Genomic DNA, 21292 nt, shown 5'->3' on the forward strand with positions numbered 1-21292 from the left:
TTCCCGGACCGAGGTGTCGCCGGTCGGCTCCGGCGACCAGATGACCGACGCCGCCGAACAGGGCCGGATCTGCGCCCTCGCCGCGAAGGGTCAGCGCGACCTGGCGGCGGTCGCCGCCGCGTACCCCGAGCTGTTCCCGGCCCGGCCCTTCGACGCCACGCTGTTCGGCAACGTGGCGATGGCGATCGCCTTCGGCGCGCCCTGGTGCGCCCTCGACCGGCTCCGGGTCACCAACCGGGCGGTGCTGTGGGGCTTCGCCGTGGACTGGCTGGTGGACCACGAGGCCCGCTCGCGCGACGAGATCGACCGGCTGACCGCCCGTTGCCTCGCAGTGGTCGATGGCGGGACGCCCGAGGAGGGCGACCAGCTCGGTGCCTTCCTCGCCGAGCTGCGCGACGAACTCGCCACGGTGCCCGCCTTCGCCGCGCACCGCGAGCGCTGGCGGGAGGAGACCCGCAAGGTGCTCGCCGCGATGGCCCGGGAGTGGGACTGGAAGCAGTCGCCGGACACCCGGCCCGGGTTCGCGGAGTACCTGGACAACGCCGCCAACCTGGCCTGCACCGTGGTCAACGTCGTGCACTGGATCCACACCGACGATCCGGCCACCCTGGCGCACCTCGACGCGCTGCTGGCCGCGAGCGACCAGGTGCAGCGGATCCTACGCCTGGTCAACGACCTCGGCACGTACGAGCGCGACCTGCGCTGGGGTGACCTCAACGCGCTGCTGCTGGTGTCCCGCGCCGAGGTGGAGAAGCGGATCGCCGAGCTGGTCGCCGAGGCCCGGGACCAGCTCGCGACGCTCCGCGGCGACTGCCCGGTGGCGGCCGACTACCTGGCCCGGCAGATCGGCTTCAGCAGCGGTTTCTACCGGTCCACCGACTTCTGGGGCACGCCGTGACGGCCGCAGGAGTCACCGGGCCACCGGAGACGGCGCAGCGCGTCACCGACGCGGCCGCCGACCTGGTCGCGGACCTGGACCGGGAACCGGCCGGGCAGGTGAGTGCCTCGGTCTACGAGACGGGTCGCCTGGTCGCCGACGCCCCGTGGCTCGGTGGCCACGGCCGGCGGTTGGCGTACCTGCTCGGTCAGCAGGGACCGGACGGCGCCTGGGGTCTGCCCGGCGGGTACGGTCTGGTGCCGACGGCGAGCGCCGTCGAGGCCCTGGTCGCGGTCCTCGCCCGGGACGAGCCGGCCGACCGTTCCGGCCCGGCACCGTCGGACCTGGTGGACGCCGCCGCTCGTGGGCTGACCGCGCTGGCCCGGCGGCTGGGAGCCGGCGCGCCGTTGCCGGACACCCCGGCGGCCGACCTGATCGTGCCGGCATTGACCGGTCGCATCGACACGCACCTGACCCGGCTACGCGACCGGGGTGCCCCGGCACTGCCCGGCCTGCATCCGTTGCCCCGGGTGGACCGGCGGCGCCTCGACGCGGTCTCCGCGTTGCTCGCCACCGACCGGCCGATGCCGCGCAAGCTGTGGCACGCCTACGAGGTGCTGGGGCCGAACGCCGCGACCCGCGAGGAGGTCCGCCCGATCGACGGCGCGGTGGGCGCCTCACCAGCCGCCACGGCCGGGTGGCTCAACCACCGGCGTGCGCCGGACCGGGCCGCGCGGGCGTACCTGGACGAGGTGGTGGCCCGGCACGACGGCCCGGTGCCGTGTTGCACCCCGATCAGCGTCTTCGAGCGGTCCTGGACGCTCGGCACGCTGATCCGGGCGGGGATACCGGTCCGACCGTCGCCGGCGGTGGTGGCCGGATTGGCCGCCGCGCTCGGACCGGACGGCGCGGCGACCGGGCCGGGGCTGCCGGCCGACGCGGACACCACCTCGGCCACCCTGTACGCCCTGGCCCGGCTAGGCCGGCCGGTCGACCCGACCAGTCTGTTCCGCTACGACCTCGGCAGTCACTTCTGCACCTGGCGCGGGGAGGACGGCGACTCGATCACCACCAACGCGCACGTGCTGGAGGCGCTGGGCTGGCACGCCCGGCACACCCGCGAGGGCGCGAACCGGTACGGCGCCCGGGTGGCCGCCCTCGGTGGCTGGTTGCGCGAGGTGCAGCAGCCGGACGGCCACTGGACGGACCGTTGGCACGCCTCGCCCTACTACGCCACCTCCTGCGCGGCCCTGGCGCTGGCCGGTCACGCACCGCCGGAGGCCGCCGGGGAGGCCGTCGACCGGGCCGTCGGCTGGGTGCTGGCCACCCAGCGCGACGACGGCGGCTGGGGACGCTGGTCGACCACCACGGAGGAGACGGCGTACGCGGTGCAGGTCCTGCTCGGGGCGGGCGACCGGCGGCCCGAGGTGGTGCAGGCCGCTGCCCGGGCGCTGGTACATCTGCAGGTCGACGCCGTCGGTGATCCTCCACTGTGGCATGACAAGGACCTCTACACCCCGGTCCTGGTGGTCCGCGCGGCGGTGCTCGCGGCACGGCGTCTGGCGCTCGAATCCGGCGCGGCAGGCGGTGGCGGTGAGGGCGCCGAAGCCTCCCACCAGGGCATGATCACGAGCGCTTGAGTTGCTACGGTGACGCTGTTAGCGTGCGCCGGGGTCGGTGCGTGTGTGGCCCGCCTGACTGACCGATCAACTCGCTCCGGGCCAGGGACGGTGTAATGGGTTCCCGCAGTTCGAATCTGCGTACCAAGGTCGTGGCCCTGTTGGCCTCGCTGGTGGCACTCTGGAGCTTCACCGCCTGGGTGACCGTCCGCGAGGGCGTCAACCTGGTCGGCGTACAGGCGCTGGACGTGCGGGTGTTCGATCCCACCGAGCCACTGCTGCTGCAGCTGCAGCTGGAACGCCGGACCTCGCTGGCGTACCTCGGTCGGCCCGAGGACCGCAGGCGTGGTGAGCTCGTGCAGGTGCGTCAGCGCACCGACGAGCTGGCCGCCGAGTTCAAGGAGTCGGCCGGGCACTGGCAGGTCGGCCTGCTCGGTAGCGACGGCCTGCACCAGCGGATCGGCGAGCTGAACCGTGGGCTCACCGCGTTGTCGGACACCAGGGCGGCCGTGGACGGCCGCAACATCGGCCGCAGCGAGGCCGGCGGGGCGTTCACCCAGGTGATCGAGTCGATCTATCAGGTCTACGACGAGCTGGGCAACCTCGACGACGACCAGGTCGCCGAGGACACCGTCCAACTGATCCAGCTCAACCGGGCCCGGGAACTGCTGTCCCAGGAGGACGCCCTGCTCGCCGGGGTGCTGGCCGCCGGTCGGATCACCTCGAGCGAGCGAGCGGAGTTCACCCGGGTCGTCGGCGCCCGCCAGTTCGTCGCGGACCAGGCGGTCGTCCGGCTGCCGCAGGCGGACCAGACGCGCTACCAGCAGATGTCCGCCGGCCCGAACTTCCGTCGACTGACCGACCTGGAGAACCAGGTCATGCTGGCCGGGAACAGCACCCGGGTGCCGTTCAGCGCCGAGGCGTGGACCGATGCCACGAGCCCGGCGTTGATCGAGATCGGCGACGTCGTGCTGGCCGGTGGTGACGACGTGGTCGAACGGGCGACCCCCGTCGCCGTCGGCGTCATCATCCGGTTGGTGCTCGCCGCCGGTCTCGGTCTGCTCGCCGTCATCGCCTCGGTGGTCGTCTCGGTCACCACCGCCCGTGCGTTGGTGCAGCAGTTGCAGCGCCTGCGGGACGCCGCGTTCCAGCTCGCCAACGAGCGGCTGCCCAGCGTGGTGGATCGGCTCGGCCGTGGCGAGCAGGTGGACGTGGCCAAGGAGGCGCCGCCGCTGCAGTTCGGTGACGACGAGATCGGTCAGGTGGGCAAGGCGTTCAACGTGGTGCAGGAGACGGCCGTCCGGACCGCGGTGGAGCAGGCGGAACTGCGCCGCGCGGTGCGCGACGTCTTCCTCAGCCTGGCCCGGCGTACCCAGGCCCTGGTGCATCGCCAGCTCACCCTGCTCGACTCGATGGAGCGCCGGGAGCAGGACGCGGAGGAACTGGAGGACCTGTTCCGCGTCGACCACCTGGCCACCCGGATGCGGCGCAACGCGGAGAACCTGATCGTGCTCTCCGGCTCCACGCCCGGCCGGGCCTGGCGCCGCAACGTGCCGATGGTGGACGTGGTCCGTGGCGCGGTCGGTGAGGTCGAGGACTACACCCGGGTCCAGGTGCTCCCGATCAGCGGGGTGTCGCTGGCCGGGCGGGCCGTCGGTGACGTCATCCACCTGCTCGCCGAACTGATCGAGAACGGGCTGTCGTTCTCGCCGCCGCACACCACCGTCGAGGTGCGGGGACAACTGGTCGCCAACGGGTTCGCCATCGAGATCGAGGACCGTGGCCTCGGCATGACCGAGGAGGACCTGGCCGCCGCCAACCACCGCATCACCGACCGCTCCGAACTCAACCTCGCCGACGCGTCCCGGTTGGGTCTCTACGTGGTGAGCCGGTTGACCGACCGGCACGGGGTGCGGGTGCACCTCAAGGAGTCGCCGTACGGCGGGACGACCGCGGTGGTGCTGGTCCCGAGCGACCTGATCACCGTGGACGGCGCACAGCCGGCGGTCCCGCCGCCGGCCACGCGGAGCGAGGCTCCGGTGCTGCCCGCCGGGGCGGTCCCCGCCGGCGACGAGCGGTCACCCGCACCGGTGGCGGTGGCCTCGCCGACCGCAGCACGGGAAGCCGCCGCTGGACCGGTCGCGCAGCCGTCGGTGGAGTCCGTCGAGGAGACCACCGTCCTGCCGACCAGGTCCCGCCGCCGGCCCGGTCAGTCCGCCCTGGACGGCCCGACCATCCCGATCGAGGTGCCGGTGACCTCCGCGCCGGGCGAGGGCCCGGCCCGGCCGCCGCGCCCGCCGGCCGACGCGGTGGTCGCGCCCGGTGCGCCGACGGGCCCGCCCGTTCCGGCGGCGACCTCGCCCGAGCCGGGTACGCCGACGGTGGCCGAGTCCGACCTGGGGCGTACCGAGTCGGGCCTGCCGGTCCGGGTGCGACAGGCCAGTCTCGCCCCGGCGCTGCGCAACGAGCCCGAGGCGGCCGACGACGGCGAAGACGTGATCCGCGAACCAGAACAGGTTCGGCGCATGATGAGTTCGTACCAGACGGGCACCCGGCGCGGACGCTCCGACGCCGCTAGGTTGCTCGATGGCGGCCGGCGTGCCGAGGACGGTTCCGACGGCGCCGACCAACCGGCGACCTGATCCGCGTCGCTGGCCCGTTGGCCCGGGTCAGCGCTGGTCAGGCCCAGATGAGCACGGCGATGAGCCGGGGAGAAGAGGACGACGAAGTGGCGCAGAAGACGGCTTCGAGTGCCGACCTGACGTGGTTGCTGGACGACCTCGTCGGCCGGGTCAAGCAGGCCGAACATGCGGTGGCGCTGTCCGCCGACGGTCTGCTGATGGCCTCGTCGCAGGGGCTCAGCCGCGACGACGGCGAGCACCTGGCAGCGATGGCGGCCGGTATCCAGAGCCTGGCCCGCGGTGCGGGCAAGCGGTTCGGTGGCGGGCAGGTCCAGCAGACGATCATCGAGATGCAGTCCTCCTTCCTGTTCGTCACAGCCGCCGGCCGTAACGCCTGTCTCGCGGTGCTGGCCTCCGAGGACGCCGACGTGGGTCTGATCGCGTACGAGATGGCGATGCTGGTCACCAGGGTCGGCAAGTACGTCGCGTCGCCGTCCCGGTCCGCCGAGCAGACCGGCGGGGAGAAGTAGCCCGGATGACGGTGCAGGGAGAGTCCGCGGACCACCAGTGGGTGGACGACCATGCCGGTCCGGTTGTCCGTCCGTACGCGGTGACCGGCGGCCGGGCCCGTCCGGTCACCGGCACGTTCGACCTGATCTCCCTGGTGACGGCGACCCGCTCGGACGTCTCCCCGGAGATCGGTCTCGGCCCGGAACACCTGGCGATCGTCGGCCTCTGTCAGCGGATTCAGTCCGTGGCCGAGATCGCGGCACATCTGGACCTGCCGGTGGGCACCGTGCGGGTCCTGCTCGGCGATCTGGTGGCACGCAGCCTGGTGCAGATCCGCGAGCCGCACACCACCGTCGGCATACCCGACCACAGCATTTTCGAGGCGGTTATCAATGGACTACGGGCACTCTGAGCGGCCGCCGGGAGCGGTCGCCCTGCCCACAGCGATCAAGATCCTGGTCGCCGGCGGCTTCGGGGTCGGCAAGACCACGCTGGTCGGGGCGGTCAGTGAAACACGCCCGCTGCGGACCGAGGAGGTGCTGACCGAGACGGGGGTCGGCATCGACGACCTCTCCGGCGTCGAGGCGAAGCAGACCACCACGGTGGCGATGGACTTCGGCCGGATCACGGTCAGCGAGGACCTGGTGCTGTACCTGTTCGGCACGCCCGGCCAGGACCGGTTCTGGTTCGTCTGGGACGAACTGGCGCTCGGTGCCATCGGCGCGGTGGTGCTGGCGGACACCCGTCGGCTCGCCGACTGTTTCCCCTCCATCGACTACTTCGAGGGGCGGGGTACGCCGTTCCTGGTCGCGGTGAACTGTTTCGAGGGGTCACGCTCGTACCGTCTCGACGAGGTGCAGGCCGCGCTGAACCTCGATCCCGAGGTGCCGGTGTTGCTCTGCGACGCCCGCAACCGGGAGTCGGTCAAAGAGGTGCTGATCACCGTGGTGGAGCACGCGATGAAGATCCGGGAGGCCCGTGGCCGCGCCGTCGAGTGACGGTGTGTCCAGCGCCCTCGGCCGGACGAACGAAGGGCTCCCTCCCCGACCGGGGAGGGAGCCCTTCGGCAGTTCGTCGCCTCAGCTGGCGATCATGCGCCGCAGCACGTATTGCAGGATGCCGCCGTGCCGGTAGTAGTCCGCCTCACCCGGGGTGTCGATCCGCACCACCGCGTCGAACTCCACGCCGCTGTCCGTGCTGACCCGCACGGTACGCGGGATCGAGCCGTCGTTGAGGGCGGTGACACCGGTGACGGTGAACGTCTCGGTGCCGGTCAGCCCCAGCGAGTCGGCGCTCTCGCCGGTCGGGAACTGCAACGGCAGCACACCCATGCCGATCAGGTTCGAGCGGTGGATCCGCTCGTACGACTCGGCGATGACCGCCCTGACGCCCAGCAACATGGTGCCCTTGGCCGCCCAGTCCCGCGACGAGCCCGAGCCGTACTCCTTGCCGGCCAGGATGACCAGCGGGATGCCGGCCTCCTGGTAGGCCACCGAGGCGTCGTAGATCGAGGTCTTCTCGCCGGTCAGGTGGTTGACGGTGAAGCCGCCCTCCACCCCTGGGACGAGCTGGTTACGCAGCCGGATGTTGGCGAAGGTGCCCCGGATCATCACCTCGTGGTTACCCCGACGCGAGCCGTACGAGTTGAACTCGTGGCGCGGCACGCCGTGCCCGGCCAGGTACTCGCCGGCGGGGGAGTCGGCCTTGATGGAGCCGGCCGGGGAGATGTGGTCGGTGGTCACCGAGTCACCGAGCTTGGCCAGCACCCTGGCCGGACCGATGTCGAGAACAGGCGCCGGCAGGGGCCGCATGCCCTCGAAGTACGGGGGCTTGCGCACGTAGGTGGACTCGCCGTCCCAGGCGAAGGTGTCCCCGGTCGGCGTCGGCAGCGACTGCCAGCGCTCGTCGCCGGCGAAGACGTCGGCGTATGCGGAGCTGAACCCGCCAGCGCCGATCGCCGAGGCGATGACGTCCTGGATCTCGGCGCTGCTCGGCCAGATGTCGCGCAGGTAGACCGGCTGGCCCGCGCTGTCCTCGCCGATCGGCTCGTTGGCCAGGTCGATGTCCATCGTGCCGGCGAGGGCGTACGCCACCACCAGCGGCGGGGACGCCAGGTAGTTCATCTTGACGTCGGGGTTGATCCGGCCCTCGAAGTTGCGGTTGCCGGAGAGCACCGACACCACGGCGAGGTCGGCCTCGTTCACCGCGGCGGAGACCTCCTCCGGCAGCGGACCGGAGTTGCCGATGCAGGTGGTGCAGCCGTAGCCGACCAGGTGGAAGCCGAGCTTCTCCAGGTAGGGCGTGAGGCCGGCCCGCTCGTAGTAGTCCATGACGACCTTCGAGCCCGGCGCGAGGGTGGTCTTCACCCACGGCTTGCGGTTCAGGCCCTTGTCCACGGCGTTGCGGGCGAGCAGCGCCGCGCCGATCATCACCTGCGGGTTGGAGGTGTTGGTGCAGGAGGTGATGGCGGCGATCACCACCGCGCCGTGGTCCAGCTCGTACTCGTTGCCGTCAGTGCCGGTGACCCGGATCGGGTTGCTGGCCCGCCCGCCGGAGCCGACGGCGGCGGTCACCAGGTCACGCGGGGCGTCGGCCGGGTCGTTGACCTCGTTGGCCGGGGCATCGCTGGCCGGGAAGGACTCGGCGCTGGCCTCGTCGGCCGGGCCCGCCGTGCCGAACGGCTTGTCCTGCTGCGGCACGCCGGGGCGGCGACCCGGGTCGCCACCGGTCTCGTCGGCCGCGACGTAGTCGGTGAGTGCGCCGCGGAACAGCGTCTTGGCGCTGCCCAGCGGCACCCGGTCCTGGGGACGCTTGGGTCCGGCGAGCGAGGGCTCGATGGTGCCCAGGTCCAGTTCCAGGTGCTCGGAGTACTGCGGCTCGGCGGACGGGTCGTGCCAGAGGCCCTGCTCCTTGGCGTACGCCTCGACCAGCGCGACCTGCTGCGGGTCCCGGCCGGTCAGCTCCAGGTAGCGGACGGTCTCCGCGTCGATCGGGAAGATCGCGACGGTGGAGCCGTACTCCGGGGACATGTTGCCGATGGTGGCCCGGTTGGCCAGCGGCACGGCGCTCACACCGGGGCCGTAGAACTCGACGAACTTGCCGACCACGCCGTGCTTACGCAGCATCTCGGTGATGGTCAGCACCAGGTCGGTGGCGGTGGTGCCGGCCGGCATCTCGCCGGAGAGCTTGAAGCCCACCACGCGGGGGATCAGCATGCTGACCGGCTGGCCCAGCATGGCCGCCTCGGCCTCGATGCCGCCGACGCCCCAGCCGAGCACGCCCAGGCCGTTGACCATCGTGGTGTGCGAGTCGGTGCCGACCACGGTGTCCGGGTACGCCTGGCCGCCGCGCTCCATGATCGTGCGGGCCAGGTACTCGATGTTGACCTGGTGCACGATGCCGGTGCCGGGCGGCACCACCTTGAACTCGTTGAACGCGGTCTGCCCCCAGCGCAGGAACTGGTAGCGCTCCTTGTTGCGGGCGTACTCCAGCTCGACGTTGCGCTCGAAGGCGTCCTCACGGCCGAACAGGTCGGCGATCACCGAGTGGTCGATGACCAGCTCGGCGGGGGCGAGCGGGTTCACCTTGGTGGGGTCGCCGCCGAGGTCGCGGACGGCCTCACGCATGGTGGCCAGGTCGACCACGCACGGTACGCCGGTGAAGTCCTGCATCAGCACCCGGGCCGGGGTGAACTGGATCTCGACGTTGGGGTCCGCGGTCGGGTCCCACCCGCCGAGCTGGCGGATGTGTTCGGCGGTGATGTTCGCGCCGTCCTCGGTCCGCAGCAGGTTCTCCAGCAGGATCTTCAGGCTGTAGGGGAGCCGTTCGTGGCCCTCCACCTGGCTGATCTTGAAAATCTCGTAGCTCGCGTCTCCGACGCGTAGCTGGGTCTTCGCACCGAAGGTGTCGAGGCTCGCCACGTCGTACTCCTTCACACCAGCGACCGTGAGTAGTCCTGAGCAGTCTGTCGCACCGGCCGGAGGGCCGCCGTGGTTAGGCAACACTTACCGCCGATACGCGCTGTCAACAAAACCGTACGTCCGTCTTGCTATGAGTGCAACCCTGCGTCACGGAGTGGACGTGACGCGGGCGTGGGTGCCGGCGTCGGCGCAGGTGTGGGTGTGGGTGCGGTACGGGTGTTTAGGAGGGGTCCCTTGCTATGCAGGAGGCGTTGGTAGGGGTCCCTTCCTTGCATGCCACGACGGCCGGCCCCCTGTGTGGGGGCCGGCCGTTGTGTGGTGGTGTCAGGAGGTGGTGGCGTAGCCGCGGGTGGCGATCCAGTTGGCGAGGTCGTCGATGTGGAGGTCGTAGCGGGCTTGGTTGGGGTTGGCGGAGTCGGCGATGGTGACGGTGTCGCCGTTGTTGGTGTAGCCGGTGACGCTGATGTAGTGGCCGCCTTCGAAGCTGTGGGTGGTGCCGTTGGTGTCGGTGGTGGTGCCGGCGATGTTGGCGACTACGGCGTGGCCGTTGTCGATGGTGCGGACGATGTCGTCGCGGAGCTTGTCGGTCTGGCGGCTGTCGGCGGTGGGGGTGCTGATTTCTACGGACTTGTAGGCGTTCTTGCCGGTTTCGCGGTTGAGGACGGGAGTGATGTCGTTGATGGAGTCGGTGCCGTTCTCGGTGGTGCCCATTTCCTTGGCCATGGTGTGGACGTCGATGTTCTTGCCCTGGACGCTGAGGGCGTTGCGGGCGGCGGCGGGGCCGCAGTAGTAGAAGTTGGGCTGGGCTTCGTAGCGGACGTCGAGCTGACGCTCGCTGTGGCCCTTACGGTCGGCCTGCACGGCGACGGCCTGGACGCCCGGGGTGGCCTGGGCGGCGATCGCGGGTGCGGCGATGCCTCCGGCGGTGGCGGCGGCAGCGGCGATGGTCAGAGCGGTCTTGCGCAGCATGGTGGTACGCATGATGATCTGAACCTTTCGTCGGGGGTGTGCGGCGATCTCCCGTGGGGGACGGGTGCCGCGGGGGATGTCCCGGGTCCGTCGGCGTCCGCGCGGTGGGGACTGCTACGACGTCCGGGCCAGGTGTAACGCCGGGGGGTGCGGGGTCATTCCGACCCGGGTCCCGGGGTGCGGCGCCGGGGGAGGCGTCGCGGTCATGCCATGTACAACCCCCGGCCCGGGCCGATGATTCCGCGATCGGGGCGGCCATGGCGAGGCGACGGTCGGCGACGAAACGGACAAAAGGGCATGAACTTTCGGGCGTACGCGTCGTCGTCGCCGTGCGCGGGCAGACCTCCGACATCGCACAGGCCGCGTTTCCGGGGCATCGGAGCGGGAAAGCACCCGGCTCGCGAGGAGGCCGTCGACTTCAGGGGAGCGCGTCGTGTGGCAGGAGAGCCGGTACATCGCCGCACGGGAGCGACTGTCCCCGGTCGCCGGGGCGCCGCTCTGGTGCGACGCGCACGAATTCGGCCTCCGGGGTGACGGTGTCACCAACGACCAACCGGCGTTGTCCGCGCTGGTCGACCGGCTCGGTGAGGGGTACGCCGCCGACGGCCGGGCCCGGGTCATCTACTGCCCGCCGGGGATCTACTCGATCCGGGACGCCGGCACCGTCTGGCGCAGCGGCGTCTCACTGATCGGCGCGGGGCCGGGCGCGACCCGGTTCCTGTTGAGCAACGAGGGCAACCGTGCCGACCCGACGCCGCTGGCCTTCTGGACCACCGTGCAGCACGGCGCGGACCGCGACCGGCACATCGCCGACTGCACCTTCGCCGACTTCGAGATCGACGGCTCGGGTGTGGCCATGGCCGAGTACAACTACCTCGCCAAGGGCCTCGGTCTCCAGTACGTGGTGCGGGGTGTGTTCCGCAACCTCTACATCCACCACACCGGCGCCACCGGGCTGGGGTGTGACTTCCTTCAGGACAGCCTGATCGACGGCGTCGTGGTGGTCGGCTGCGGCCGGCTGGACAACGGCGAGGAGATGGGTGGCGCGGGCATCGGCATCGGGATCGGCGGCTGGGGCGAGGTGGAACGCTGCACGATCGCCAACTGCACCACCCTCGGCAACGGCACCAACGGGATCTTCCTGGAGTTGCAGAAGTCGTACTGGACGCCCCCGCGCGGGTACCGCATCATCGGCTGCCACAGCCAGGCCAACCGGTTCGGCATCTCCGACTGGGGTGCCGACGGGCTGATCGTCTCGGCCTGCACCATCACCGGGAACCTGGAGGCCGGCTTCGACGTCTCCGCCAACGGCACGGCGGGCATCGCCGGTCGGGGCGGGATCCTCAGTGACTGCGTGATCGACCGCAACGTCCGCGACGGGATCAGCATGGGCAACACCCCCGGGCCGTACGCCATCCGGGGCAACCGGATCAGCGGCAACGGCTGGTACGGCTATCACCAGCACGATCTGGGCGCCGGCTACCAGGGTCCGTCGTCGGACGTGGTGATCAGCGACAACGGGTTCTGGGACAACGGTCTGGACGCGATCCGGATCGACCGGCCGATGGTCGACGCGGCCATCGTGGACAACCGGATCCGCAACAACGGTCGGCAGTGCGCCCCGGCGTCGACCGGCTCCGGTGAGTCGGTGCGCTACGCCCGTCGGGCGGTGACCGACCGGTCGGCGAACTGGCCGACCAACGGGCACCGGGGCAAGGTGCTACGGGTGGGCTCCCGGGTGGCGGTGGTGGTCGGCAACAGCGACACCGACCTGGACCTGGCCGAACTGCGACCGGACGCGGCGACCGCGTGGAACCAGGACGTCCCGGCACCGGGTACGGCGTACGAGTTGCCGGCGGCGGCGCCGGTGCGGGCCGGCATCGTGGTCAACGCGCACTTCGACTCCGCGTCGGTGCGCGGCAACCGGATCTGGGACAGCAGCGAGGAGCCGACGCAGACGCACGGGCTGTGGATCACCGAGCGGGGCTCCTGCGTGTCCTGCCGGGTCGAGGAGAACGACCTCGCCGGCAACGCCGAGAGCGCGCTGCGGCTGGACAGTCCGCCGGTGGGCGGTCGCTGGGACCGCAACCACGTCGAGATCGACTGAGCGGGTCTCAGCCCGCGTCGTCGGGCGCGGCGGCCTCGGCATGGCGGTCGCGCAGCCGGGCCCGGATCTCCTCCGGGGTGTACGCGCGCCGTCGCCGTTCCGCCCGGGCGATGACCACGCCGGAGGCCGCGACCCCGGCCAGACCGGCCAACCCGAGGACCTTCCACCACCGCATCCGTTGCCGCATCCGCATAGGGTAGTCCTTCATGAGCATCAGCCTGGACGAGGCGGTGGAGCTGACGCGTACCGGTGACGTGTGGGTCTTCCGCGGCCGCAGCGTGCCCGACCGCGCCATCCAGTCGATCACCAACAGCCCGGTCAACCACGTGGGCATGGCGGTCGTGCTGGACGACATGCCGCCGCTGATGTGGCACGCCGAGTTGGGTCGGTCGCTGCCGGACATGTGGACCGGCGCCCATCAGCGCGGGGTGCAACTGCACGACCTACGCGACGCGGTCTGCGTCTGGGCCAACCGGTACGGCCAGCGGGCCTGGCTGCGTCAGCTCGACCCACCGGTGGACGCCGAGATGGAGCGGTCGGTGCTGCGGACCATCGCCCGGCTGGACGGCACGCCGTTCCCGTCGACGGCGCAGCTCGCCTGGCGGTGGATGCGGGGACGGGTGCCGGCGGTGCGGTTGCCGGTACCACGGCGGCAGCGGGCGAGTACCGACCGCGAGCGGACCCTGGAGCGCGAACGGACCCTGGAGACGGCGTACTGCGCCGAGGTCGTCGCGGTCACCTACGAGGCGATGGGCCTGCTGCCGCCGGGCAAGCGGCCGAACTGGTACGACCCGGGCCGGTTCTGGAGCGGTGACGACCTCGGCCTGCAGGGCGGTGCCCGGCTGGGCAGCGAGATCGAGGTGCGGATCCCGGAGCGCTGAGGTTTCGCCGACCGGCGTGGCGGCAATTGCATGCGACGTGAATGCTTCCACCGATCTCGACACGCTCACCGAGTTCTTCGACCGGTACGGCGTGGCCCTGACCGTCGGCGACCTGCCCGCGATCGCCGGTTGCTACGCCCTGCCGGGGTTGGTGGTCGCCGACACCTACAGCTTCTCGTTCACCTCGCCGGCGGCGGTGGCGCTGTCCTTCGTGGGTGCCGCTCCCGACTACGCCGAGCGTGAGCTGGTCGCCGCGCACGCCGACATCGAGGAGGTGCAGCAGGTCTCCGCGCTGCTGACCGAGGTGGCGGTGCGGTGGGAGTTCCTGGACAGCCAGGGCCGGCAGGTGCCCGGCGAGCGGTACCGCTATCTGCTGCGGGCCGCCACGGAGGGTCCGGTCATCTGCACCGTCATCCGTACCGGCTGACCTCGCGGCGCGGGCCGTCGTGCCCGGCCGTCCCGGGGACCTGGCCCGGCGGGTCGGACGACCCGCCCCCACCCGTTTCGCTCCCCGCTGCCGCCGTGACTAGGCTGTCGCGTCGGTGCGACGAGGGGGGACCTCAATGGCAGTGCGGCCGTCGGGTGCCGAGACCACGGAGACGGCCCGTCGGCGGGCCCTTCCGCGGATGATCGCTTCGGCCCCCTGGGTGGTGGTCTCGGTCGGTGTCGGCGTGCTGGCGGTGCTGCTGGTGGTTGCGGCGCTGGCCTTCCGGGGCCCGGAGCAGCCGTCGTCGTGGAAGCCCGGGCCGGCGATGGCGCTGCCGACATCGTCCACATCGGACCCGGCCACGTCTGCCCCGTCCGGTCCGGAACGGCTCAGCCCGGCGCCGGATGGCGCCGCCACGTCCGCCACGCCAGGATCGTCGGCGCTGCCGACTCCACCGTCGCGGACCGCCTCCCCGGCTGGGCGGTCGGAGGCCAGCCGGTCGCCGAGCGGACCGACGTCCGCCCCGTCGGCGTCTCCCGCCGCGCCGGGTGCGCTCACCGCCAGCTATCGGGTGAGCGGTGCGGTCGAACCGGACTCCTTCCGCGCGCAGGTGGTGGTGCGCAACGGCACCGCCGAGTCGCGCGACTGGCAGGTCGAGTTGCGCTTCACCGGCGACGTGACCGGGATCCGTGCCTCCAGCGGACCGGGCGTCTCGGTGAGCATCAAGGGTGGTGGATGGTACCTGCTCAGTGGGACGGTGCAGCTCGCCGCCGGAGCGCAGCAGACGGTGGATCTGCGGTTCAGCCGCACCGGCGGTGGCGAGTACCCCGCCCACTGTGTGGTCAACGGTTCCTCGTGCGCCCTGTGATGACCGTACTGTTAGGACGGTTCGGTGTATCCCTGGGGACTTTTCCCTTTCGCTGAAGATCGTTACGCTTGCCCGGCTGCCCGCTGAGGAGATTCATGTCCGGTATGCGTCGCGCTCCGCGTCATCTCTCACCATCACCCGGTCCCGCCGTCGCGTCCTCGCCCTGGATCCTGATGTCGATCGGCCTGCTCGCCATGGTGATGCTGTTCGTCATCGCGATCGGGGCGTACCGGGGACCGGGCCCGGAGTTCGATCCCGGGCCCCAGGGGCCGGCGGCCGCCCCACCCATCCCCGAGCGGGCGTCCTCGGCCGGACGGGAGGCGGCGAGTCCGCCGGCGCCGGCGGTGCCCGGGCTCTCGCCGCGAAAGACCGACCCGCCGAGCGAGGCCGGCATCACCTCGCCGGAGCCGTCGCCGCCGACTGTGTCGACCCCGCAGGCGCCGCCGGTGGTGCCGTCGCCGCCGCGTAGCAGCGCCCCGCCGGTGGCCAAGCCCGCACCGATCGAGGCGCAGTACCGGGTGATGGACACCTTCCAGGGCGGCTTCATCGCCGAGGTGTTGATCCGCAACACGTCGCGCAGCGACCTGGGGTGGGTGGCGCGGGTCGAGTACGCGGGCGGTCGGGTGGTGACCGCGTGGCTGGAAGGGGTGCCGCAGGGCACGTTCGACGGGCGTCGGGGCACGCTGACCTATCGCAGTGGTCCCCACCTGTCGGCGGGTGCCTCGGTGGCGCTGCGCTTCCACATCGAGTTCGCCGATCCCTCGCCGAGGAACTGCTCCGTCTCAGGGAGTGCCTGTAGTCGTCGGTGACTCCCGGCCCGCCGGTCGCGGGCCGCCACCGATCTCATCCTTGCGCAAGAGACTGCTCTGTTGCCGTCATGCTTGCAAGGTATTGCAGAATGTTTCGGCAAGGGCTAGCGTGCGGGCCAATCAGCAGCCAGAGGAAGGCCGTCGATGAAACCCCCGCCGCTGTCGCGTAAGGCCCTGCTCGCGTTCGTCTTCCTGCTCACCCTGACGCTGGCCGGCGCGCCGGTCGCGGTTCCCGAGAGCGCCACCGCCGCCGGTCGCCCGACCACCGGGGCGCCCAGTGCCACCGGCGCCGTCACCTGGCCCACCGAGCCGTCCGCCGCCGCCCTGCTGGCGGCGGGCACCGACGAGCGGGCGACGGCGGAGCAGTTCTACTTCGTGCTGCCGGACCGGTTCGCCAACGGCGACCCACGCAACGACCGGGGCGGCCTCACCGGTGACCGCCTGCGCACCGGCTACGACCCGACGGACAAGGGCTTCTATCAGGGTGGCGACCTCAAGGGACTGATCGAGCGGCTCGACTACATCGAGGGACTGGGCACCACCGCCATCTGGCTCGCCCCGGTCTTCGCCAACCGTCCGGTGCAGGGCGAGGGCGACGACGCGTCGGCCGGTTACCACGGCTACTGGATCACCGACTTCACCCAGGTCGACCCGCACTTCGGCACCGCCGCCGACCTCAAGCGCCTGGTCCAGTCGGCGCACCGGCGCGGCATCAAGGTCTTTCTCGACGTGATCGTCAACCACACCGCCGACGTCATCAGCTACGCCGAGAACCGGCAGACCTATGTAGACAAGGCGACCACGCCCTACCGGGACGCGCAGGGGCGGCCCTTCGAGGACCGCAACTTCGCCGACGGATCGCGGCCCTTCCCCGAGGTGAACACCCGGTCCTTCCCGTACACCCCGACCTTCCGGACCCCGGCGGACGCGACGGTGAAGGTGCCCTCCTGGCTCAACGACCCGACCATGTACCACAACCGGGGCGACTCCACCTTCGTCGGCGAGAACAGCGAGTACGGTGACTTCGTCGGTCTCGACGACCTGTGGACCGAGCGACCCGAGGTGGTCCGCGGCATGACGAAGATCTACGCCGACTGGGTGCGCGCAACCGGCGTGGACGGCTTCCGACTGGACACCGTCAAGCACGTCAACATGGACTTCTGGCCGCAGTTCAGCCAGGGCGTCACGCAGGCCGCGGCCCGCGCCGGCAAGCCGGACTTCTTCATGTTCGGCGAGGTCTACAGCGCCGACCCGGAGACCGCCTCCAGCTACGTCCGGCAGGGTGGACTGCCGGCCACTCTGGACTTCGGCTTCCAGGAGGCGGCGCGTGGCTTCACCGCCGCCGACGGCTCCGCCACAACGCTGGCCGACCTGTACGCCCGCGACGACCTCTACGCCGCCCGGGACACCGACGCCAGGCGGCTGCCCAGCTTCCTCGGCAACCACGACATGGGGCGGATCGGCTCGTTCATCGTCAACGGCGACACCGACCCGGCCACCCACCTGCGCCGCGATCAGCTCGCTCACGAGCTGATGTTCCTCACCCGTGGTCAGCCGGTCGTCTACTCCGGCGACGAGCAGGGCTTCACCGGCGCGGGCGGGGACAAGGACGCCCGGCAGCCGATGTTCGCCTCCCGCACCGCCGACTACCTCGACGACGACCTGCTGGGCACCGACCGGACCCACGCCCAGGACCAGTTCGACCGGACGCATCCCCTTTACCGGACCATCGCCGGGCTGGGCGACCTGCGCCGGGCACACCCGGCGCTGCGCGACGGTGTGCAGGTGACGCGCCACGCCGCCGACGGCCCGGGTGTCTTCGCATTCTCCCGGTTCGACCCGCGCGACCGCACCGAGTACGTGGTGGCGGTGAACAACGCGCCGACCGCGCAGACTGTCACCGTGGACACCTGGTCGGCCGGCGCCACCTTCACCGCCGTCTACGGCGCCACCGGTCGGCGGGCGACCGCCGGTGACGGCACCCTGACCGTGACCGTGCCCCCGCTGTCGGCGGTGGTGCACCGGGCCGGTCGGCCCGTCGCGCTGCCCGCCGCCAAGCCGGGCCTGACCATCACCACCCCCACGGCTACGCCGGTGGACACGCAGGCCGAGGTGACCGCACAGGTCAGCGGGGACCCGCTGGCCACCGTCACGATGGCGGCCCGGGTGGCGGGCGGCAGGTGGACCTTGCTCGGCTCCGCGCACCGGGCGCCGTACACCGTGCACCACGACCTGACCGGGCTGGCCGCCGGCACGAAGATCGAGTACAAGGCGGCGGTCCGGGACGCCCGGGGCCGTACCGCCACCGCCCGCTCCACCGCCACCGTGGGCACCCCACCGACCGGCGCGTCCCGCGACTGGCTGGTGGTGCACCACCACCGCCCGGACGGCGACTACGACGACTGGGGCCTGTACGCCTGGGGCGACATCGATCCGGCGTACACGACCGAGTGGCCGCAGGGTCGCCCGTTCACCGGCACCGACTCGTACGGGCGGTTCGCCTGGGTGAAGCTCAAGCCGGGGGCGACGTCGGTCGGCTTCCTGGTGGTCGACGCGGACGGCAACAAGGACGTCGAGAACGACCGGACGGTGGACGTGACGCGCACCGGTGAGGTCTGGGTCAAACAGGGTGACCCGGCCACCTATCCGAGCCGGGAGGAGGCCGCCGGGACACCGGCACCGCCGGTCGAGGAGGGCGTGACGGTGATCCACTACCACCGGCCGGACGGTGACTACGACGGCTGGGGACTGCACCTGTGGGACGGCGCGGCCACGCCCACCGACTGGGCCCGGCCGATGCCGCCGACCCGGATCGACTCGTACGGCGCCGAGTTCCGGGTGCCGCTGGCCGAGGGAGCGACCGGGCTGAGCTACATCATCCACTCCGGGGACACCAAGGACCTGCCGCAGGACCAGCGGCTCGACTTCGCCGAGGCAGGGCGGGAGGTCTGGCTGCTCGCGGCGACACCGGGTCGGCTGCTGCCGCCGACGACCACCGGCGGCGGCGGCGGCGACACCGACATCACCCGGCAGGCGGCGCACTGGATCGACCGGGGCACCGTCGCCTGGCGGACCGGTCCCACCGACGGTCGGGCGTACGCGCTGGTGACCGCACCCGCCGGTGGGGTACGCGTGGTCGACGGCGACCTGGTCGGCACGTACACCTCGATGCCGTTGACCGCGCGCCGCAACGGGCTCACCGAGGAGCAGCGCGACCGGTTCCCGCACCTGTGGGACCGGCGCGCCTTCACCCTGGACAAGCGGGACCTGGCGAAGGTGCCGGCGGCACTGCGCGGGCAGGTGCTGGTGACCGAGCGGGCCGCCGACGGCACGCTGCTCGGTGCCACCGGCGTGCAGCTCCCGGGGGTGCTCGACGACGTCTACGCCCCGGCCACCACCGCCCGCCTGGGCGCCACCTTCACGGGCGGCCTGCCGTCCCTGGCGGTGTGGGCGCCGACCGCGCGGACGGTGTCGCTGGAGCTGTTCGACTCGCCCACCGCCACGCCGCGCGTGGTGGCGATGCGCCGCGACGACCGCACCGGTGTGTGGTCGGTGCGCGGGGCGCGGGACTGGACCGGCACGTACTACCGGTACCGGGTGCAGGCGTGGCAGCCGGCGGCCCAGCAGGTGGTGACCGCCTCGGTGACCGACCCGTACTCGGTGGCGCTGGCGGCGGACTCCACGCACAGCCTCATCGCCGACCTGACCGACCCGAAGCTGGCGCCGGCGGGCTGGTCGACGCTGCGCAAGCCGAGTGCGGTGGCGCCGGCCAAGGTGCAGATCTCCGAGCTGTCCGTGCGGGACTTCTCGATCGCCGACAGCACCGTGCCGGCCGAGCGTCGCGGCACCTTCCTCGCCTTCACCGACCCGGGCACCGCCGGGATGCGGCACCTGAGGTCGATCGGTGCCGCCGGGGTGACCCACCTGCACCTGCTGCCCGTGTTCGACTTCGCCACCATCCCCGAACGGCGTGCCGACCAGCGTCAGCCCGACTGCGACCTGGCCGCCGCAGCGCCGGACTCCGAACGCCAGCAGGAGTGCGTCGCGGCGGTGAAGGACACCGACGGCTACAACTGGGGGTACGACCCGCTGCACTACACCGTCCCCGAGGGCGGGTACGCCGTAGACCCCGACGGCACACGTCGGACCGTCGAGTTCCGGCAGATGGTGGCCGGGGTCAACGGCGCGGGCCTGCGGGTGGTGCTGGACGTGGTCTACAACCACACCTCGGCCGCCGGCACAGACCCGCGTTCGGTGCTCGACCAGATCGTCCCGGGCTACTACCACCGGCTGCTCGACGACGGCGCGGTGGCCACCTCCACCTGCTGCGCCAACACCGCACCCGAGCACGCCATGATGGGCAAGCTGGTGGTCGACTCGCTGGTCACCTGGGCCAGGGAGTACAAGGTCGACGGGTTCCGCTTCGACCTGATGGGCCACCACCCGAAGGCCAACATCCTGGCCGCCCGCACCGCGCTGGACCGGCTGACCGTGGCCCGCGACGGCGTGGACGGCAAGAAGATCCTGCTCTACGGCGAGGGCTGGAACTTCGGCGAGGTGGCCGACGACGCGCGGTTCGTGCAGGCGACCCAGGCCAACATGGCCGGCACCGGGATCGGCACGTTCAACGACCGGCTGCGCGACGCGGTGCGCGGTGGCGGCCCGTTCGACGAGAACCCCCGCCACCAGGGCTTCGCCTCCGGTCTGTTCACCGACCCCAACGGTGACCCGGTCAACGGCTCGGCGGCCGAGCAGCGTACCCGGCTGCTGCACCAGCACGACCTGGTCAAGGTCGGGCTGACCGGCAACCTGCGCGGCTACCGGTTCACCGACTCCGGTGGCCGGGAGGTGACCGGGGCGCAGGTGGACTACAACGGTTCGCCGGCCGGGTACACCGACGCGCCGGGCGAGGCGATCACCTACGTCGACGCGCACGACAACGAGATCCTGTACGACGCGTTGGCCTACAAGCTGCCGCAGGGCACCTCGGCCACGGACCGGGCCCGGATGCAGGTGCTGGCGCTGAGCACGGTGGTGATGGGTCAGGGCGCCGGGTTCGTGACCACCGGCACCGAGCGGCTGCGGTCCAAGTCGCTGGACCGCAACTCGTACAACTCGGGGGACTGGTTCAACCAGATCCGCTGGGACTGCACGCAGGGCAACGGGTTCGGCATCGGGCTTCCGCCGGCCGAGGACAACCGGGACAAGTGGTCGTACGCCCGACCGCTGCTGGCGGATCCGGCGTTGGTCCCGGACTGCGCGGCGATCGCGCTGACCGATGCCCGGTACGCCGAACTGCTGCGGATCCGGGCCTCCACGCCGGTCTTCGGGCTGCCCACCGCACGGGAGGTGCAACGGCGGGTCGCCTTCCCGCTCTCCGGCCCGGCGGAGACGCCCGGTGTGCTCACCATGACCCTGGACGCGCGGGGCCTGGGCGGGCCGTGGCGGTCGGTGACGGTGGTCTTCAACGGCACCCCGCAGGCGGCGACGCAGCAGGTCGACGCGCTGCGTGGGGCGGACGTGTCGGTGCATCCGGTGCTGCGTTCCTCGGCCGACCCGGTGCTGCGTACCGCGTCGTTCGCGCGTTCCAGCGGTACGTTCCAGGTGCCGGCGCGCAGCGTGGCGGTCTTCGTGCAGCGGTAGCACGTGGTCCGGCCCCGCCGATCCGATCCGCAGATCGGTCC

Annotated in this window: 15 protein-coding genes; 12 read left to right on the top strand and 3 right to left on the bottom strand. The window is 71.7% G+C overall.

Features of this window, described 5'->3' with window-relative positions; translation table 11 throughout:
* Positions 1 to 40: 40 nt before the first annotated feature.
* From ACIBO1_RS09120 to ACIBO1_RS09145, 6 genes are all read left to right on the top strand, one after another.
* The gene (locus tag ACIBO1_RS09120) at positions 41 to 898 is read left to right on the top strand and encodes a terpene synthase family protein (protein ID WP_396743318.1); all 858 of its coding nucleotides are present in this window, start codon (positions 41 to 43) and stop codon (positions 896 to 898) included.
* Complete coding sequence (locus ACIBO1_RS09125; protein WP_396743010.1) at positions 895 to 2517, top strand: prenyltransferase/squalene oxidase repeat-containing protein; 1623 nt, start codon at positions 895 to 897, stop codon at positions 2515 to 2517. Before ACIBO1_RS09120 ends, ACIBO1_RS09125 begins: the two co-directional genes overlap by 4 nt.
* Before the next feature lie 95 nt (positions 2518 to 2612).
* Positions 2613 to 5138 carry a nitrate- and nitrite sensing domain-containing protein gene (locus ACIBO1_RS09130; RefSeq protein WP_396743013.1) on the top strand — a complete coding sequence of 842 codons (2526 nt, stop codon included), beginning with the start codon at positions 2613 to 2615 and terminating at the stop codon, positions 5136 to 5138.
* A gap of 59 nt (positions 5139 to 5197) precedes the next feature.
* On the top strand, positions 5198 to 5647 hold the full coding sequence (locus tag ACIBO1_RS09135) for a roadblock/LC7 domain-containing protein (protein ID WP_396743016.1): 450 nt from the start codon (positions 5198 to 5200) through the stop codon (positions 5645 to 5647).
* A 5-nt stretch (positions 5648 to 5652) separates the two neighbouring features.
* Entirely contained in the window at positions 5653 to 6039 is a 387-nt protein-coding gene (locus ACIBO1_RS09140; RefSeq protein WP_350696614.1) for a DUF742 domain-containing protein, read from the top strand.
* Positions 6020 to 6625, top strand: coding sequence for a GTP-binding protein (locus ACIBO1_RS09145; protein ID WP_396743019.1), 606 nt, complete (start codon positions 6020 to 6022; stop codon positions 6623 to 6625). The genes ACIBO1_RS09140 and ACIBO1_RS09145 overlap by 20 nt, the downstream gene beginning before the upstream one ends.
* Positions 6626 to 6706: 81 nt before the next feature.
* Here ACIBO1_RS09145 and ACIBO1_RS09150 read toward each other — a convergent pair whose 3' ends face one another.
* Positions 6707 to 9562, bottom strand: coding sequence for an aconitate hydratase (locus ACIBO1_RS09150; RefSeq protein WP_396743022.1), 2856 nt, complete (start codon positions 9560 to 9562; stop codon positions 6707 to 6709).
* A gap of 309 nt (positions 9563 to 9871) precedes the next feature.
* Positions 9872 to 10528 carry a C39 family peptidase gene (locus ACIBO1_RS09155; protein WP_396743025.1) on the bottom strand — a complete coding sequence of 219 codons (657 nt, stop codon included), beginning with the start codon at positions 10526 to 10528 and terminating at the stop codon, positions 9872 to 9874.
* Between the two features lie 421 nt (positions 10529 to 10949).
* Here ACIBO1_RS09155 and ACIBO1_RS09160 point away from each other — a divergent pair, with 421 nt between their 5' ends.
* Positions 10950 to 12623, top strand: a complete 1674-nt coding sequence (locus ACIBO1_RS09160) for a right-handed parallel beta-helix repeat-containing protein (RefSeq protein WP_396743028.1) — start codon at positions 10950 to 10952, stop codon at positions 12621 to 12623.
* Positions 12624 to 12630: 7 nt separating this feature from the next.
* On the opposite strand, the gene ACIBO1_RS09165 is transcribed toward ACIBO1_RS09160, so the two are convergent.
* Positions 12631 to 12831, bottom strand: coding sequence for a hypothetical protein (locus ACIBO1_RS09165; RefSeq protein WP_350696808.1), 201 nt, complete (start codon positions 12829 to 12831; stop codon positions 12631 to 12633).
* Between ACIBO1_RS09165 and ACIBO1_RS09170 the strand changes: the two genes are divergently transcribed.
* From ACIBO1_RS09170 to pulA, 5 genes are all read left to right on the top strand, one after another.
* Positions 12830 to 13504, top strand: a complete 675-nt coding sequence (locus tag ACIBO1_RS09170; RefSeq protein ID WP_396743031.1) for a hypothetical protein — start codon at positions 12830 to 12832, stop codon at positions 13502 to 13504. The genes ACIBO1_RS09165 and ACIBO1_RS09170 overlap by 2 nt on opposite strands.
* Before the next feature lie 37 nt (positions 13505 to 13541).
* A complete protein-coding gene (locus tag ACIBO1_RS09175) occupies positions 13542 to 13931 on the top strand; it encodes a hypothetical protein (RefSeq protein WP_350696623.1) in 390 nt (129 codons plus the stop codon).
* A 199-nt stretch (positions 13932 to 14130) separates the two neighbouring features.
* Positions 14131 to 14799, top strand: a complete 669-nt coding sequence (locus tag ACIBO1_RS09180; RefSeq protein WP_396743034.1) for a hypothetical protein — start codon at positions 14131 to 14133, stop codon at positions 14797 to 14799.
* A gap of 173 nt (positions 14800 to 14972) precedes the next feature.
* Positions 14973 to 15608 (top strand): cellulose binding domain-containing protein, encoded by a 636-nt coding sequence (locus ACIBO1_RS09185; protein WP_396743037.1) that lies wholly within the window; start codon positions 14973 to 14975, stop codon positions 15606 to 15608.
* 144 nt (positions 15609 to 15752) lie between these two features.
* Positions 15753 to 21251: a pullulanase-type alpha-1,6-glucosidase gene (pulA, locus tag ACIBO1_RS09190; protein WP_396743040.1), complete on the top strand. Its 5499-nt coding sequence runs from the start codon at positions 15753 to 15755 to the stop codon at positions 21249 to 21251.
* Positions 21252 to 21292: the final 41 nt, after the last annotated feature.

Source organism: Micromonospora sp. NPDC049903 (assembly GCF_044460945.1).
Taxonomy (GTDB): domain Bacteria; phylum Actinomycetota; class Actinomycetes; order Mycobacteriales; family Micromonosporaceae; genus Micromonospora.

Excerpts from the sequence above, each read along its gene's own strand:
- ACIBO1_RS09120 (WP_396743318.1), top strand. The coding sequence starts at position 41 with ATGACCGACGCCGCCGAACAGGGCCGGATCTGCGCCCTCGCCGCGAAG.
- ACIBO1_RS09130 (WP_396743013.1), top strand. The coding sequence starts at position 2,613 with ATGGGTTCCCGCAGTTCGAATCTGCGTACCAAGGTCGTGGCCCTGTTG.
- ACIBO1_RS09135 (WP_396743016.1), top strand. The coding sequence starts at position 5,198 with ATGAGCCGGGGAGAAGAGGACGACGAAGTGGCGCAGAAGACGGCTTCG.
- ACIBO1_RS09140 (WP_350696614.1), top strand. The coding sequence starts at position 5,653 with ATGACGGTGCAGGGAGAGTCCGCGGACCACCAGTGGGTGGACGACCAT.
- ACIBO1_RS09145 (WP_396743019.1), top strand. The coding sequence starts at position 6,020 with ATGGACTACGGGCACTCTGAGCGGCCGCCGGGAGCGGTCGCCCTGCCC.
- ACIBO1_RS09155 (WP_396743025.1), bottom strand. The coding sequence starts at position 10,528 with ATGCGTACCACCATGCTGCGCAAGACCGCTCTGACCATCGCCGCTGCC.
- ACIBO1_RS09170 (WP_396743031.1), top strand. The coding sequence starts at position 12,830 with ATGAGCATCAGCCTGGACGAGGCGGTGGAGCTGACGCGTACCGGTGAC.
- ACIBO1_RS09165 (WP_350696808.1), bottom strand. The coding sequence starts at position 12,831 with ATGAAGGACTACCCTATGCGGATGCGGCAACGGATGCGGTGGTGGAAG.
- ACIBO1_RS09180 (WP_396743034.1), top strand. The coding sequence starts at position 14,131 with ATGATCGCTTCGGCCCCCTGGGTGGTGGTCTCGGTCGGTGTCGGCGTG.
- ACIBO1_RS09185 (WP_396743037.1), top strand. The coding sequence starts at position 14,973 with ATGTCGATCGGCCTGCTCGCCATGGTGATGCTGTTCGTCATCGCGATC.
- pulA (WP_396743040.1), top strand. The coding sequence starts at position 15,753 with ATGAAACCCCCGCCGCTGTCGCGTAAGGCCCTGCTCGCGTTCGTCTTC.